The sequence below is a fragment of the Serratia sp. ME47 genome (assembly GCF_903970925.1).
Classification (GTDB): Bacteria; Pseudomonadota; Gammaproteobacteria; order Enterobacterales; family Enterobacteriaceae; genus Serratia; species Serratia ureilytica.
The window spans coordinates 41,993-57,102 of sequence record NZ_CAJCKE010000021.1 but is presented as its reverse complement, the minus strand read 5'-3'; the positions used below and the strand labels follow the sequence as shown (position 1 = coordinate 57,102).

The following is a 15,110-nucleotide window of genomic DNA, read 5'->3' as shown; positions in this document are numbered from 1 at the left end:
GTTCCTGTGACAGAGTGACGAAGGGCGAAGTCAGAAACAAAAACGCCCCAAAACAGGGGCGATTGATACAGGGAGCGGCGGTAATGGCGCGGCGATTAAATCCAGTCGCCGTTGCGGATCACGCCGACCGCCAGCCCTTCGATCGTGAAATTCTGCTGGCGCAGATCGACCACGATCGGTTGGAATTCGTTGTTCTCCGGCAGCAGTTCAACCACGTTGCCGTGCTTTTTCAAGCGTTTGACCGTCACTTCGTCTTCGATGCGCGCGACCACGACCTGGCCGTTGCGCACGTCTTGCGTTTTGTGCACCGCCAGCAGATCGCCGTCCAGAATGCCGATGTCGCGCATCGACATGCCGTTCACCCGCAACAGGAAATCGGCGCTCGGTTTGAACAGGGATGGATCCACCTGGTAGTGCCCTTCGATGTGCTGCTGCGCCAGCAGCGGCTCGCCGGCGGCGACGCGGCCGATCAGCGGCAGCCCTTCTTCTTCTTCCATCAGCAGGCGGATACCGCGCGACGCGCCGGAGACGATTTCGATCACGCCTTTGCGTGCCAGCGCCTTCAGGTGCTCTTCGGCGGCGTTAGGCGAACGGAACCCCAGACGCATCGCGATCTCGGCACGCGTCGGCGGCATGCCCGTTTGCGAAATATGATCGCGAATCAGATCGTAGACCTCTTGCTGTCTGGTAGTTAGTGCTTTCATTCCGCCCCCTGTTTGTTTATACAGTCTTGCTGTGAGTATATACAGGTAAGCGCGGATTGGGAACCGAAGAATAAATAAAAATCAGTCAGTAGGCGCTTTGCGTCAGCCAAAATGCTGCCACAAGACCGTGCCCCAAACGAACAGCGCGAGTACGATCGCCAGCGACACCGCCGCCGATCCCATGTCCTTGGCCCGCCCGGACAGCTCATGGTGTTCGCTGCCGATGCGATCCACCACCGCCTCGATCGCGCTGTTCAGGATCTCGACGATCATCACCAGCGTCACCGATCCGATCAATAAAATGCGCGCTATCGCACCCACGTCCAGCCAGACAGCCAGTATGATAGCCAGGAGGGTCACCACCAGTTCCTGGCGGAACGCCGCCTCGTGTTGCCAGGCGGCGGAAAGCCCTTTATAAGAATAGCCGGCGGCCTTGATGATGCGGGTCAATCCGGTTGCTTGGTTTGCCATGTTTTCGTGCCTTTCTCAGAGGTCGGTCATAATAAAAAGAGTCTAGAACAGTCCGCGCTGACGGCTCTCGGTTTTCGAACACCACAGATCTGCTACCCGGTTTCTGGTATGCTTGCGGCGCATTGCTAACAAGAGGCTTCACGTTGTTATGTCAGGTTGGCGTAAAATTTATTATAAAATATTGAATTTACCACTTAAATTGTTGGTAAGAAGTAAGGTCATCCCTTCAGATCCGGTTACCGAGCTAGGGTTGGATCCCTCACGGCCGATTTTGTATGTTTTACCTTACAATTCCAAGGCGGATTTGCTGACGCTGCGCACCCAGTGCCTGGCGCAGGATCTGCCCGATCCGCTCAACGCGCTGGAGATCGACGGCACCGTGCTGCCGAGCTACGTGTTCATTCACGACGGCCCGCGCGTGTTCCGCTACTACACCCCGAAAGAAGAGTCGGTAAAGCTGTTCCACGACTACCTGGATCTGCATCGCAGCAATCCGGATCTCGACATTCAGATGCTGCCGGTTTCGGTCATGTTCGGCCGCTCGCCGGGCCGCGAAGGCCACGGCACGCCGCACTTGCGTCTGTTGAACGGCGTGCAAAAATTCTTCGCCGTGCTGTGGCTCGGCCGCGACAGCTTCGTGCGCTTCTCCAACACCGTTTCGCTGCGCCGCATGGCCACCGAACACGGCACGGATAAAACCATCGCGCAGAAACTGGCGCGCGTGGCGCGCATGCACTTCTCGCGTCAGCGCCTGGCCGCAGTAGGCCCAAGCCTGCCGGCCCGTCAGGATCTGTTCAACAAGCTGTTGGCGTCCAAAGCGATCGAAAAAGCGGTCGAGGACGAAGCGCGCAGCAAAAAGATCTCGCACGAGAAGGCCCAGCAGAACGCCATCGCGTTGATGGAAGAGATCGCCGCCGACTTCTCCTACGAAACCGTGCGCCTGTCCGATCGCGTGCTGAGCTGGACCTGGAACCGGCTGTATCAGGGCATCAACGTCACCAACGCCGAGCGCGTGCGCCAGCTGGCGCAGGACGGCCACGAGATCGTCTACGTGCCCTGCCACCGCAGCCACATGGACTATCTGCTGCTGTCCTACGTGCTGTATCACCAGGGCCTGGTGCCGCCGCACATCGCCGCGGGCATCAACCTCAACTTCTGGCCGGCCGGCCCGATCTTCCGTCGTCTGGGCGCGTTCTTCATCCGCCGCACCTTCAAGGGCAATAAGCTTTACTCGACGGTGTTCCGCGAATACCTCGGCGAGCTGTTCACCCGCGGTTACTCGGTGGAATACTTCGTGGAAGGCGGCCGTTCCCGCACCGGGCGTCTGCTGGAGCCGAAGACCGGCACCCTGTCGATGACCATCCAGGCGATGCTGCGCGGCGGCGCCCGTCCGATCACGCTGGTGCCGATCTACATCGGCTACGAGCATGTGATGGAAGTGGGCACCTACGCCAAAGAGCTGCGCGGCGCCACCAAGGAAAAAGAGAGCCTGTTGCAGATGCTGCGCGGCCTGCGCAAACTGCGCAATCTGGGCCAGGGTTACGTCAACTTCGGCGAACCACTGCCGTTGACCGCTTACCTCAACCAGCACGTGCCGCAGTGGCGCGAGTCGATCGATCCGATCGAAGCTCAGCGCCCAAGCTGGTTGACGCCGACGGTCAACGATCTCGCCGGCCAGATCATGGTGCGCATCAACAATGCCGCCGCGGCCAACGCCATGAACCTGTGTTCCACCGCGCTGCTGGCCTCGCGCCAGCGTTCGCTGACCCGCGAACAATTGCTCGAGCAGCTCGAGTGCTACCTGCAGCTGATGCGCAACGCGCCTTACGCGCATGACGTCACCGTACCGTCGCAGACGCCGGACGAGCTGCTGGATCACGCGCTGAACATGAACAAGTTCGAGGTGGAAAAGGACAACATCGGCGACATCATCATTCTGCCGCGCGAGCAGGCGGTGCTGATGACCTATTACCGCAACAACATCCACCACCTGCTGGTGTTGCCGTCGCTGATCGCCAGCATCGTCATGCATCATCGCCGGGTATCGCGCGCCGAACTGCTGCGCCAGATTGGCATGATTTACCCGATGCTGAAAGCCGAGCTGTTCCTGCATAACGACAAGGAGCAGCTGCCGGACGTGCTGCGGCCGATGATCGACGAGCTGATCCGCCAACAGCTTATCTGCGACAAAGGCGACGAGCTGGTGCTGAACCCGGCGCGCATTCGCCCGCTGCAGCTGCTGGCCGCCGGGGTGCGCGAAACCCTGCAACGCTACGCCATCACTATGTCGATCCTCAGCGCCAACCCGAGCATCAACCGCGGCGCGCTGGAGAAAGAGAGCCGCATCATGGCACAGCGTCTGTCGGTGCTGCACGGCATCAACGCGCCGGAGTTCTTCGACAAGGCGGTATTCTCTACCCTGGTAGCGACGCTGCGCGAAGAAGGCTACATCAACGACAGCGGCGATGCGATCCGCGAGCACACCCTCGAGGTGTACAACATGCTGAGCGATCTGATCACGCCGGAAATCAAGCTGACTATCGAAAGCGTCAACATGCCGGAAGAGACCAACGCTCTGCCGCAAACCGATGCGCACGAAGAGAAAGACGAGTGATTTCGCCCGGCGCGAAAACACAAAAGGCACCCCTTGGGGTGCCTTTTTTCTTGCTGCAGGAAACCGTTACGCCGGCAGATAGCTGAGCGCGATGCCGATAAACACCACCAGCCCAACATAATTGTTCTGCAGGAAGGCCTTGAAACAGGCCTCGCGCTCGCGCCCGGCGATCTGCTTCTGCTGGTGAATGAACAGCGCGCCCGCCAGCAACAGCGACCAGTAAAACGCGCCGCCGAGCTGCGCCAGATAACCGACCCACACCAGCAGCAGCAGCGTCGCGAACTGCAACAGCCCGACGATCAGCTTGTCATAACGCCCGAACAGGATGGCGGTGGACTTGATGCCTATTTTCAGATCATCGTCGCGATCGACCATCGCATATAGCGTATCGTAGGCCACCGTCCAGCAGATGTTCGCCAGCAGCAGCAGCCAGCAGCTGAGCGGCAGCGATTCGCTGACCGCCGCATAGCCCATCGGAATGCCCCAGCCGAACGCGGCGCCCAGCACGAACTGCGGCAGGTTGGTCACCCGCTTCATAAAAGGATACACCCAGGCCAGCGCCAGCGCCGCCAGCGACAGCCAGATGGTCATCGCATTCAGCGTCAACACCAGGCAGAACGAGATCAGCACCAGCACCACGAACAGCACCTTGGCCTCTTTCGCGCTCACCCGGCCGCTCGGCATCGGCCGCCCGGCGGTGCGCTTTACGTAGCCGTCCACCGCGCGATCGGCGTAATCATTCACCACGCAGCCGGCGGCGCGCATCAGGAACACGCCGAGCACGAACACCACCAGAATCGACAGCGGCGGCACGCCTTTCCCGGCCAGCCACAGCGCCCACAGCGTCGGCCACAACAGCAACAGCGTGCCGATCGGTTTATCAATGCGCATCAAATGGCTGTAAGCCCGCCATTTACTTTGAGTCACGCTTCCCTCCAACGTCTTGCTCTCCTCTCTTATGCGGGAACCGCTGAATACAGCGGCGAAGCCGGTAAAAACAGTTCGGTCAGCAGCAGCGGCTTGCCCGCCAGCCGCAGCCGTGAACGACGCGCCCACAGCGCGTCCTGCCGGCCGATATGGATATAGTCGCGGGTCAGATCGCCGCTGCTGAACAGATAGCGCCCGAGCGGCAGCGTGCCCAGATCCACCAACGCCTGATCGGGGCCGGTCAGCGTATGTTCCGGGATCACCGTGCGCCCCAGCAGCCAGGGCTGGTCGTCGCCCAGCAGCACCACTTCGCGCAGCCAGTAGCGCGGGCTGTCGGGCAGGTGGTTCACCTCGTCGCCCAGCGCCTCGCGCGTGACGAAGCATTCGCGCTGCGGTTCAACGCGCACCTGGGCGCAATGGCGTTCAAATCGGCGGGTCATGGAGCCTAACTCCATCAGCCAGTCGCTGACGGCGGCGGGCGCCGGAGGATCCTGTTCGGATAACCACTCCAGCGGCGGCAGGATGGAATCCCTGATGCCAGACATTGCTTTACTCCTCGCCTGAACCGCAGCCGGTACGGCGCGCCAGACGATACAAACTGTTAACAGGCCCCCATTGTAGCGCAGAAATGCGAAAGCGGCAGGCTGATTCGTGGCGAAAACGGCAGGCCTATCGGCCGGAAAAACCGGGGTTCTGTCATCTTTTTGCCATCCGCATTCTCTATCTTCATTTCCCGGCGCGCTGACGATTCTGTGATCGCCCGCAAAGTTTCAGCTTCCTCGCGTTGTGTTATCTACGCGCGTAGATACCCTGATACGGCAGCGTTGAATCGCCATGCGTCCGACATGATTTGTCGGCACACCTTTGTTGCCGGCACCAGGGAAACCATCTTTAACCGCGCCCCTCCAGGCGCAGAACAAAAGAGGATAGCACTGCCATGAGCGAAACAACGCTTGCCCCTTCACAGACCGCCGACGCCGCGCTGGCGGCCGATGAACGCCTGGCAACCAAAGAGGGGCGCAGCCAATTTTGGCGCGCCACCTTCTCCTGCTGGCTCGGCACCGCCATGGAATACGTCGACTTCGCGCTGTACGGCCTGGCGGCCGGCATGGTGTTCGGCGACGTGTTCTTCCCGGAAGCCACGCCGCTGGTGGCGCTGCTGGCCAGTTTCGCCACCTACTCCGTCGGCTTCGTCGCGCGGCCGATCGGCGCGCTGGTGTTCGGCTGGATCGGCGACCGCAAAGGCCGCCGCGTGGTGCTGATCACCACCGTGGCGCTGATGGGCCTCTCCACCACGCTGATCGGCCTGATCCCGTCCTATGCGCAAATCGGCGTCTGGGCGCCCGCCTGCCTGGTGATCCTGCGCTTCGCGCAGGGGTTCGGCGCCGGTGCGGAGCTGTCCGGCGGCGCGGTGATGCTGGCGGAATACGCGCCGGCCAAGCGGCGCGGGCTGGTGGCGTCGATCATCGCCATCGGCTCCAACAGCGGCACCCTGCTGGCGTCGCTGGTATGGCTGCTGGTGCTGCAGCTGGACAAGGAAGATCTGATGAGCTGGGGCTGGCGCATTCCGTTCCTCGCCAGCATTCTGATCGCCGGGGTGGCGCTGTACCTGCGCCGCCACGTGCGGGAAACGCCGGTGTTCGAACGCGAGCTGCAGCAAAACCACCAGCGCATGCTGGACGCCGCCCAGGCCGCGCCGGATACGCGCAGCTACCTGCAACGTACCAAAGCGTTCTGGGTGATGCTCGGCCTGCGCATCGGCGAAAACGGCCCCTCCTACCTGTGCCAGGGCTTTATCGTCGGCTATGTCGCCAAGGTGCTGATGGTCGATAAATCGGTGCCGGCGCTGGCGGTGTTGATCGCCTCGCTGTGCGGGTTCCTAGTGATCCCGCTGGCCGGCTGGCTGTCCGATCGCTTCGGCCGCCGCATTACCTACCGCTGGTTCTGCCTGCTGCTGGTGCTGTACGCCTTCCCGGCGTTCTGGCTGCTCGACAGCCGTGAACCGGCTATCGTCATCTCGGTGATCGTGGTCGGCATGTGCATCGCGTCGCTGGGGATCTTCGGCGTTCAGGCGGCCTACGGCGTCGAACTGTTCGGCGTGAAGAATCGCTACTCCAAGATGGCGTTCGCCAAAGAGCTCGGCTCGATCCTCTCGGGCGGCACCGCGCCGCTGATCGCCACCGCGCTGCTGTCCGGTTTCGGTCACTGGTGGCCTGTCGCCTGCTATTTTGTTGTAATGGCGGCCATCGGCTTAATCACCACCTTCTTTGCTCCCGAAACCCGCGGCCGCGATCTCAACCTGCCGCAGGACGCCGCGTAGCGAGAAGGCGAACAGGATCCCAATTTGGATAATCACTCCGCGCGACGCGTTACCCGCGCCGACGTGGCCCGCGTAGCGGGCACCTCCGTCGCCGTGGTCAGCTATGTGATCAACAACGGCCCGCGCCCGGTGGCGGAAGCCACCCGGCTGCGCGTGCTGGCGGCGATCGAGCAGACCGGCTACCGGCCGAACGACATCGCGCGGGCATTGGCCTCCGGCAGCACGCAAACCTACGGGCTGGTGGTGCCGGATATTTCCAACCCGTTCTTCGCCACGCTGGCGCGGGCGCTGCAGCAGGAGGCCTTCAGCCGCGGCCGCGTGCTGCTGCTGGGCGACGCCGGCGATGACCGGCAGCGCGAGTATGAGCTGATCAATAACCTGCTGCGTCGCCAGGTCGACGGCCTGCTGTACACCAGCGTCGATCGCCATCCGTGGTTCGAGCTGATCCGCGCCTCCGGCACGCCCTGCGTAATGATAGACACCATCGACAGCCAGGCCGGCGTCTGCGCCATCCGCGTCGACGAGCGCGACGCCGCCTGCCAGGCGACCCGCCATCTGCTGCAGCACGGCTATCGCGACATCGGCATTTTTATCGGTCCGCTAACCATGCTCAACGCGCAGGATCGCCTGAACGGTTGGCGCGATGCGCTGCTGGAGGCGGGCATTGCGCCGCGCGACGAGTGGATTTTCGAGGCGCCTTACACCCGCCAGGGCGGCTACCAGGCCACCCAGCGCATGGTGCAAGGCCCGCGCCCGCGCGCCGTTTTCACCTCCAACGAGCAGCAGGCGCTCGGCTGCCTGTCGGCGCTGGCGGAGCATGGGTTGCGCGCGCCGGACGATCTGGCGCTGATCTGTTTTAACGGCACGCAGCAATCCGAATTCAGCGTGCCGCCGCTCAGCGCGGTCGAGCAGCCGATCGACGCCATGGCCAAGCGGGCCATCGCCATGCTGGCCGCCGGCGCCGCGCCCGCCGAGCTGCATGAATTCGCTTTTCAACTGCGCATCCGCCGCTCGTGCGGCTGTTAGCGGTTTTTCAGGACACCTTCTATGCGTTTGATCATTGATTGCGATCCCGGCAACGGCGTTCCCGGTGCCAACGTCGACGACGGCCTGGCGCTGGCCCTGGCGCTGGCGGCCAAACCGCAGCTGCAGCTGGAACTGATCAGCATCGTGGCCGGCAACACCCCGCGCGAAGTGGGCTTCGCCGTCGCCAGCGAGCTGCTGGCGCAAAGCGGCTACCAGGTGCCGGTCGCCCTCGGCGCGGCGCGCGCCCTGAGCGAGCCGCCGGAGCCATGGCGCGCGCATCTGGACAGGCCGCTCGCCGATCCCAAGCTGGCGGCGCTGTGGCGCGACTTGCCCGCGCCCTCACTCGCCAACGCGCCCGCACCGGACGCCGCCATCGCCATCGGCGAGCTGATCTGCCGCCATCCCGGCGAGATAACGCTGGCGGCGATCGGCCCGCTGACCAACGTTGCGCACGCCATGCAGCTGTACCCGCAGATGGCGCAGGCGGTGAAAGAGATCGTGATCATGGGCGGCGTGTTCAACGTCGAGGGATACATCAAGGACACCAATTTCGGCCTGGATCCGGAAGCCGCGCGGCTGGTGCTGAACAGCGGCGCCGCTATCACGCTGGCGCCGCTGGACGTCACCACCCAGACCATGCTGACCCAGGCGGATCTGGCCGCACTGACGCAGCCGGATACGCCGCTGTGCCGCTATTTGCGCGCCACCACGCAGCCGTGGATCGATTATTCGCGCCATACGCGGCGCCTGCCGGGCTGCTGGATCCATGATGCGCTGGTGATCGCCTGGCTGCTGGCACCGCAGCTGGTCACGACCGAAATGTTCCATGTGGATGTGGCGCTGGAAGGGGCGCTGACGCGCGGCAGCTCACGCCGTTGGCGGCCGGACAGCCTGCGCCTGACGGTAGGCATGCCGCCGCCGCAGGGCAAGCCGGTGCGCATCATGCAGCAGGTCGATAACGCCCGTCTGCTGGCGTTGATCGGCGCAACGCTGGCCCGCGGATGAAAAAAGGTGCGCCAAGGCGCACCAATCATCGAGCCAGCATCGGCAGCGTCGGGTGTTACCCCTTGCCTTTTACGCTGCTGATAAACGTTTTACGCGCAGTGGTCGAGCCCAGTTTCTCGGCCTCATTCATCAGTTTCAGCGCCTTGTCGATATCGCCCGCCTTCACCGCCTGCTTGATGCCGTTATTGAAGTAGCTTTCGGTATCGTTGAGCATCGGCTCCGCCGGTTTCTCCGGCGTCGGTGCAGGCGCCGCCACGGCGGCCGGTGCGGTTGATCCCACCACCACCGGCGCCACGGTCGGCGCAGGTTGCAGCATGCCGATCATCACGTTGCCGGTGCCCTGTTCCGCGGTCACCTTGAGCTTCAGCGTGCCGGTCGTCGCGTGGCCGGCGATCGGATCCGGGATATCCGGCACCGCGTTACCCACGCCCTGCGCGTAGGCCTTGGCCGGGTTAGTCAGCTGCGTGGTTTTCGCCAAATCCTGACGTGTGGTGTACACCAGCAGGTAAATCTGTTTTTGACCGAGCGCCGGCGTCAGTTTCAACGTGCCTTCGAGGCGATCGGAGGACATTGCTCCCGGCGGCTGGTAAGGGAAATAGCTGCTCGGGTAATACGCCGCCGGGCGCAGATGCTCGTCCAGCACCAGCACGCTCGGCGCGTACAGCGAATTGTTCTTGGCGAGGCTGCTCAGCGTCACTTCCAGCGAACCGCGATCGGCCGGCAGCGTATAGGCGGCGATCGCCCCCTGAATGTCGCCCTGATTGAGCTGCGGGCTAACGGCGTCGAGCTTCACTTCTTGCGACACCGGCGGTTGCAGCGGCTGCCACGGCAGGCTTTGCAGCGTGGTGGCGCTGATGGCCGGGGCGACGGAAACGTTGGCCGGCGTATCGGCGTTGGCCGCCAAAGGCGCGCCGACGGTCAGCGCCAGCGACAGGCAGAGTGACAGCAGATTCTTTTTCATCGTTATATCCTCTTTCAGCACCGCGGCGGATCAGGCAAGAGATCGGGCCGCGGCGAATGCGGTTGGGGGAGAGCCGGCGGCCCTCCCCGTCCTGTCGTTACCACCAAATTTCCATCTGGGCGCCGAAGGTGACTTCGTCATCCTTGCCGCGGCTGAAGGTATGCATGCTGGTGTCGTTGTAAGCGGTGCCGGCGTTATACCCGGTGTCATCGCCGGTGGCGTAGCCCCACTTCTCGTCCCACTTGGCGTAGGTGGCGAACAGGCGGATGGCCGGACGCGACCAAATGCTGTTGCCCGCCTGCCATTGCTGCGCCAGGGTCACTTTATACTGGCCGTTGCGATCGCCGGTGCGCTGAGATTTGACATTGTCGTAGCCGGCTTCCAGCAGGGTGCTCATGATCGGCGTCCATTTGTACATCGGACGCACGCCCACGGTGTACCAGGTGGTGCCGTTGTTGTTGTCGCGGTCGATGTCCTGGAACATGGCGACGTACATCAGCGCCCACTGATCGTTGAAGTCGATGGCGCCGTGATCCAGCACGCGGATCATCTTGCCGTTGTTATCGATGGTGGCGCCTTCGTTGCGGCCGTTGTTCTGCGAGGTCATCGAGTCGGTGGCGTACTGCAGCACGAATTTGTTGTAACCGTTCAGGATGCTTTGCGTGTGTTCGGCGGTGAACATCCAGCCGTCTTTGCTGGCCCCGTCGGCCAGGCGGTAGTTATCCTGCGCATTGGCGCGGCCGTAGTCCACGCCCAGCTCCAGGGTGCCGCCCGGGTTCAGCTCCAGCCCGGCCAAGCGCACGTCGAAGGTATCGTTGACGGTCGGACGCTGTTTCCATTCGTTATCCAGGTAGCCGTAAGAGCCGCCGGATTCCGAGTTGCGGGTCACGGCGGCGGACAGCTTGCCGAAGCCCAGATCGATGTTTTCCAGACCGGCGCCCGGGCCGGAGATATCCCAGTAGTAGAAGTCGATCATGTGAACGTCATGACGCTGATAGAAACGCTTACCGGCCCACAGCGTGGAGCCCGGCAGCCACTCGATCAGGTTTTTACCCTGCACGTTCACTTCGCGGAAGCCCGGCGTCACGTCTTCCCAGTCGGAGCGCTGCGAAACCGAATAGGCCAGGTTAGTGTCGAAATAGAAGCTCTTGTCGCCTTCTTTCCACACTTCCTGCCCCAGTTTCAGCTCGGCGTAGGTTTCGCACTCGTTGCCGAGACGGTATTTGCTCGCGGCGCCGGTGGCCTTGAAGCACTGTTGCTCACCGCCGCTGCCGGTCCAGCCGATGCCGGAACGGGCGTAACCGTGGAAATCCACGGCCAGCGCCTGAGTAGAGAGAACACCGGCGGCGACAGCCAGTGCCAGAGGAAGTTTGCGCAGAGTAGTCATCATTATTCTCCTGTTATACCGACTTTGATGCTTTAAACGCCCGGCTCCTGGTGCAGCCGTTTACATGCCGTACCGTCTTCACGGAACAGGTGGCAGCGGTGAGGCGGCAGGCCGATGGCGAATGTGGCACCTTCTTCTACCAGCACCACGTCATTCTGGCGGTACACCAGGTTTTGACGGATGGCCGGGATTTGGATATGGATTTGCGTCTCGTTGCCGAGCTGCTCCACCACCTGCACGTCGCCGGTAAGCCGCACTTCAGAGGCTTCGCCGGGCAGCAGATGTTCAGGGCGAATGCCCAGTGACAGGTTGGCGCCGGGTTGGACACCCGCGCCTTCCACCGGCAGCCAGACCAGCTGACGGTTGGGCAGTTCGACCTGCACCTGTCGCGGCTCCGCCGCGGTGACCTTGACCGGCAGGAAGTTCATCTTCGGTGAGCCGATAAACCCGGCGACGAAGCGGTTGGCCGGGTAGTGGTACAGTTCCAGCGGCTTGCCGACCTGCGCCACGCGACCGGCGTCGAGCACCACGATCTTGTCGGCCAGCGTCATCGCTTCGACCTGATCGTGGGTGACGTAAATCATGGTGCGCTGCAGGCGCTTGTGCAGACGGGAGATCTCGATGCGCATCTGCACCCGCAGCGCGGCGTCGAGGTTGGACAGCGGCTCGTCGAGCAGGAACACGTCCGGCTCGGCCACCAGCGTGCGACCGATCGCCACGCGCTGACGCTGCCCGCCGGACAGCGCCTTCGGCCGCCGATCGAGCAGGTGCGCCAACTGCAGCACCTCGGAGACCTGGTTCACCCGTTGATTGATTTCCGCTTTCTTGGCGCCGGCCAGCTTCAGGCCGAACGACATGTTGTCCGCCACCGACAGGTGCGGATACAGCGCGTAAGACTGGAACACCATGCCGATGCCGCGCTCGGAAGGCGGCACTTCATTCATGCGTTTCTCGCCGATCAGCAGGTCGCCGGAGGTGATGTCCTCCAGCCCGGCGATCATGCGCAGCAGCGTCGATTTGCCGCAGCCCGACGGCCCGACAAACACCACAAACTCGCCGTCTTCGATGGTCAGATTGACGTCTTTGGAAATCACGGCCTCACCGAAGGCCTTATAAACGCTGCGCAGTGTCACGCTAGCCATGCGTTACTCCCCTGCTTTCGCAGTTAACATGTCGTGTGAAAATGGCGGAGGCAAAGCCCGCCAAAACCCATTGATGACCCTCTTGCTGCGCGCCGTGCTGCCATGCCAACGGCAAGGTCGCCTCAGACGGCGCGGCCGCCTGAGTATAAGGCTGCAGGTTTATCAGCGCTTCAAGGCATTGATCCTGATGGGTAATAAGTAAGCGCACCACGCCATCGCGCTGGCTGACCGCGCTCAGCTCGCCGCGCTGGAAAAGCGGCGAACGGCGCAGAGCCAGCAGCGTCTGGCAGTAACGCAAGGTGGAGTGGCTGTCGTGCTGTTGGCGACTGATGGCCAACGCGCGGTGTTCGATCGCCACCTGCTGATACCAGCTGATCTCCCCGGCGGTGACCTGTTCGGGGGCTTCATGCCACGGCATCGGCGTTTGCGCGCCGCGCGGATCCTGCAGGCCGGCGGCGTGCGGCAGCCCCAGCTCCTCGCCCTGGTACAGGCAGATCGGCGCCGGCAACATCGCCAGCAGCGTCAAAAAGGCGGCGGCGGAACGCAGGTCGCCCTGCCCCCAGCGGCTGACCACCCGAGGCTGATCGGCGTCGCCGGTGCTCCACAGGCTGTCCGCCAACGTGGCGCGGCGGGCATGCAGCACCGCCACCAGCTTTTCCGCGCTGAACGGCATCACGTCGAGCGCCAGCGCGCCGTGGGCGAACCGCTGCGCGGCGGCGGCATGACGAACGCGATGGGCTTCGTCGGCGTACCACAGCGTCAGCCCTTCGCCCGTCACCGCCGTTTCGGCCTCCGGCGCCAGCGTCTGCGGCAGCAACAGACCGTCGATCGACAGCGCTTTCAGGTACGGCAGCGCCGCCAGCATGCCGTGCGCGTCGCCCACGCCGTCCCCGTTTCCGTCACGGAAACTGGCCGGATGGATCCGGTACAGGGTGGGCTGAGTGGCGATAGGCATTGACGACATAAATCCGGTATCCCTGCTGCGCGTGGCGTTGAAAATCAATGGGCCGATAGTGCGGGAGTCGCCGGAAAGGGTAATCATCCGTAACAGGATTTTTCATGGGGGAGGAGACGGGAGGATGAGAGAACGACCGCGGCGATGAGAAGTTCCGCGCTTAAGGCAAATCTGTGATCAAGCCGGCAAAAATCGCCCCCCTATTTTGTGCCTGACGCCACAGAATAGAGCGCAACGTTAACTGGATCACACTCCTCATCTCAGGGGCGTAGAGGGGGGGAGGATGAGAATATGTCGCGTTGTGACCCACTATGATCGCGAAACGTCTCTCCTTGATTTATGTGCCCACAAAAAGAAGGACTGGATTATGACTCGCAGCATTACCCTCGCCCGTACGCTGGCGCTCTCGGCACTGGCTACTCTGGTGCTCTCTTCTTCCGCCTTCGCCAAGATAGAGGAAGGCAAACTGGTTATCTGGATCAACGGCGACAAGGGCTATAACGGCCTGACCGAAGTCGGCAAGAAATTCGAAAAAGACACCGGCATCAAAGTCACCGTCGAGCATCCCGACAAGCTGGAAGAGAAATACCCGCAGGTGGCCGCCACCGGCGACGGCCCGGACATCATCCTCTGGGCCCACGATCGCTTCGGCGGCTATGCGCAGTCCGGCCTGCTGGCCGAAGTCCACCCGTCCAAAGCCTTCCAGGACAAGCTGTTCCCGTTCACCTGGGACGCCGTGCGCTATGACGGCAAGCTGATCGGCTACCCGATCGCCGTCGAAGCGCTGTCGCTGATTTACAATAAAGACCTGGTCAAACAGCCGCCGAAGACCTGGGAAGAGATCCCGGCGCTGGACAAACAGCTGCGCGCCAGCGGCAAAAGCGCCATCATGTGGAACCTGCAGGAACCCTACTTCACCTGGCCTATCATCGCCGCCGACGGCGGTTATGCCTTCAAGTATGAGAACGGCAAATACAACATCAAGGATGTCGGCGTCGCCAACGCCGGTTCGCAGGCCGGCCTGCAGTTCATCGTCGATCTGGTGAAAAACAAACACATCAACGCCGATACCGATTACTCGATCGCCGAAGCCGCGTTCAACAAAGGCCAGACCGCGATGACCATCAACGGCCCGTGGGCCTGGAACAACATCGAGCAGAGCAAATTCAACTACGGCGTGACGCTGCTGCCGACCTTCAAAGGCAAACCGTCCAAACCGTTCGTCGGCGTGCTGACCGCCGGCATCAACGCCGCCAGCCCGAATAAAGAACTGGCGACCGAGTTCCTCGAGAACTATCTGCTGACCAACGAAGGGCTGGCGGACGTCAACAAAGACAAACCGCTGGGCGCGGTGGCGCTGAAGTCCTACCAGGAAACGCTGGCCAAAGATCCGAAGATCGCCGCCACCATGCAGAACTCGCAAAACGGGGAGATCATGCCGAACATTCCGCAGATGAGCGCTTTCTGGTACGCCGAACGCAGCGCGGTGCTCAACGCCGTCAGCGGCCGCCAAACGGTGAAAGCCGCGTTGGACGATGTGCAGACCCGTATCACCAAGTAATGTCGTCGTGCGGGGCACCGTGGCGCCCCGCCGTTGC

13 protein-coding genes are annotated in these 15,110 nt (G+C 62.6%); 5 read left to right on the top strand and 8 right to left on the bottom strand.

The window, feature by feature from the left end; translation table 11 throughout:
• Nucleotides 1-95 precede the first annotated feature (95 nt).
• Both lexA and H7A77_RS18890 read right to left on the bottom strand, forming a co-directional pair.
• Entirely contained in the window at nt 96-704 is a 609-nt protein-coding gene (gene lexA, locus H7A77_RS18895) for a transcriptional repressor LexA (RefSeq protein ID WP_025160136.1), read from the bottom strand.
• Between the two features lie 102 nt (nt 705-806).
• The gene (locus H7A77_RS18890) at nt 807-1,175 is read right to left on the bottom strand and encodes a diacylglycerol kinase (RefSeq protein ID WP_033651215.1); all 369 of its coding nucleotides are present in this window, start codon (nt 1,173-1,175) and stop codon (nt 807-809) included.
• A 148-nt stretch (nt 1,176-1,323) separates the two neighbouring features.
• On the opposite strand from H7A77_RS18890, the gene plsB reads away from it, so the two are divergent.
• Nucleotides 1,324-3,789, top strand: coding sequence for a glycerol-3-phosphate 1-O-acyltransferase PlsB (gene plsB / locus H7A77_RS18885; RefSeq protein WP_182074505.1), 2,466 nt, complete (start codon nt 1,324-1,326; stop codon nt 3,787-3,789).
• 66 nt (nt 3,790-3,855) lie between these two features.
• On the opposite strand, the gene ubiA is transcribed toward plsB, so the two are convergent.
• Both ubiA and ubiC read right to left on the bottom strand, forming a co-directional pair.
• The gene (ubiA, locus tag H7A77_RS18880) at nt 3,856-4,728 is read right to left on the bottom strand and encodes a 4-hydroxybenzoate octaprenyltransferase (RefSeq protein WP_025304455.1); all 873 of its coding nucleotides are present in this window, start codon (nt 4,726-4,728) and stop codon (nt 3,856-3,858) included.
• 17 nt (nt 4,729-4,745) lie between these two features.
• Nucleotides 4,746-5,261 carry a chorismate lyase gene (gene ubiC / locus H7A77_RS18875; protein ID WP_072626871.1) on the bottom strand — a complete coding sequence of 172 codons (516 nt, stop codon included), beginning with the start codon at nt 5,259-5,261 and terminating at the stop codon, nt 4,746-4,748.
• Between the two features lie 392 nt (nt 5,262-5,653).
• On the opposite strand from ubiC, the gene H7A77_RS18870 reads away from it, so the two are divergent.
• The 3 genes from H7A77_RS18870 to H7A77_RS18860 are packed head-to-tail and all read left to right on the top strand — an operon-like array spanning nt 5,654 to nt 9,067.
• Nucleotides 5,654-7,036, top strand: a complete 1,383-nt coding sequence (locus H7A77_RS18870; protein WP_033651213.1) for an MFS transporter — start codon at nt 5,654-5,656, stop codon at nt 7,034-7,036.
• A 24-nt stretch (nt 7,037-7,060) separates the two neighbouring features.
• Entirely contained in the window at nt 7,061-8,062 is a 1,002-nt protein-coding gene (locus H7A77_RS18865; RefSeq protein ID WP_033644401.1) for a LacI family DNA-binding transcriptional regulator, read from the top strand.
• Nucleotides 8,063-8,083: 21 nt separating this feature from the next.
• Nucleotides 8,084-9,067, top strand: a complete 984-nt coding sequence (locus H7A77_RS18860; protein ID WP_042785468.1) for a nucleoside hydrolase — start codon at nt 8,084-8,086, stop codon at nt 9,065-9,067.
• 55 nt (nt 9,068-9,122) lie between these two features.
• On the opposite strand, the gene malM is transcribed toward H7A77_RS18860, so the two are convergent.
• The 4 genes from malM to H7A77_RS25785 form a co-directional block, all read right to left on the bottom strand.
• Nucleotides 9,123-10,028, bottom strand: a complete 906-nt coding sequence (malM, locus tag H7A77_RS18855; protein WP_072626868.1) for a maltose operon protein MalM — start codon at nt 10,026-10,028, stop codon at nt 9,123-9,125.
• A 97-nt stretch (nt 10,029-10,125) separates the two neighbouring features.
• Entirely contained in the window at nt 10,126-11,415 is a 1,290-nt protein-coding gene (locus H7A77_RS18850) for a maltoporin (RefSeq protein WP_025304461.1), read from the bottom strand.
• 32 nt (nt 11,416-11,447) lie between these two features.
• Nucleotides 11,448-12,557, bottom strand: a complete 1,110-nt coding sequence (gene malK / locus H7A77_RS18845) for a maltose/maltodextrin ABC transporter ATP-binding protein MalK (protein ID WP_016930284.1) — start codon at nt 12,555-12,557, stop codon at nt 11,448-11,450.
• Nucleotides 12,550-13,521: an alpha-amylase family glycosyl hydrolase gene (locus tag H7A77_RS25785; RefSeq protein WP_182074504.1), complete on the bottom strand. Its 972-nt coding sequence runs from the start codon at nt 13,519-13,521 to the stop codon at nt 12,550-12,552. Before H7A77_RS25785 ends, malK begins: the two co-directional genes overlap by 8 nt.
• 358 nt (nt 13,522-13,879) lie before the next feature.
• On the opposite strand from H7A77_RS25785, the gene malE reads away from it, so the two are divergent.
• A complete protein-coding gene (gene malE, locus H7A77_RS18835) occupies nt 13,880-15,073 on the top strand; it encodes a maltose/maltodextrin ABC transporter substrate-binding protein MalE (RefSeq protein WP_182074503.1) in 1,194 nt (397 codons plus the stop codon).
• The last annotated feature ends 37 nt before the right edge of the window (nt 15,074-15,110 follow it).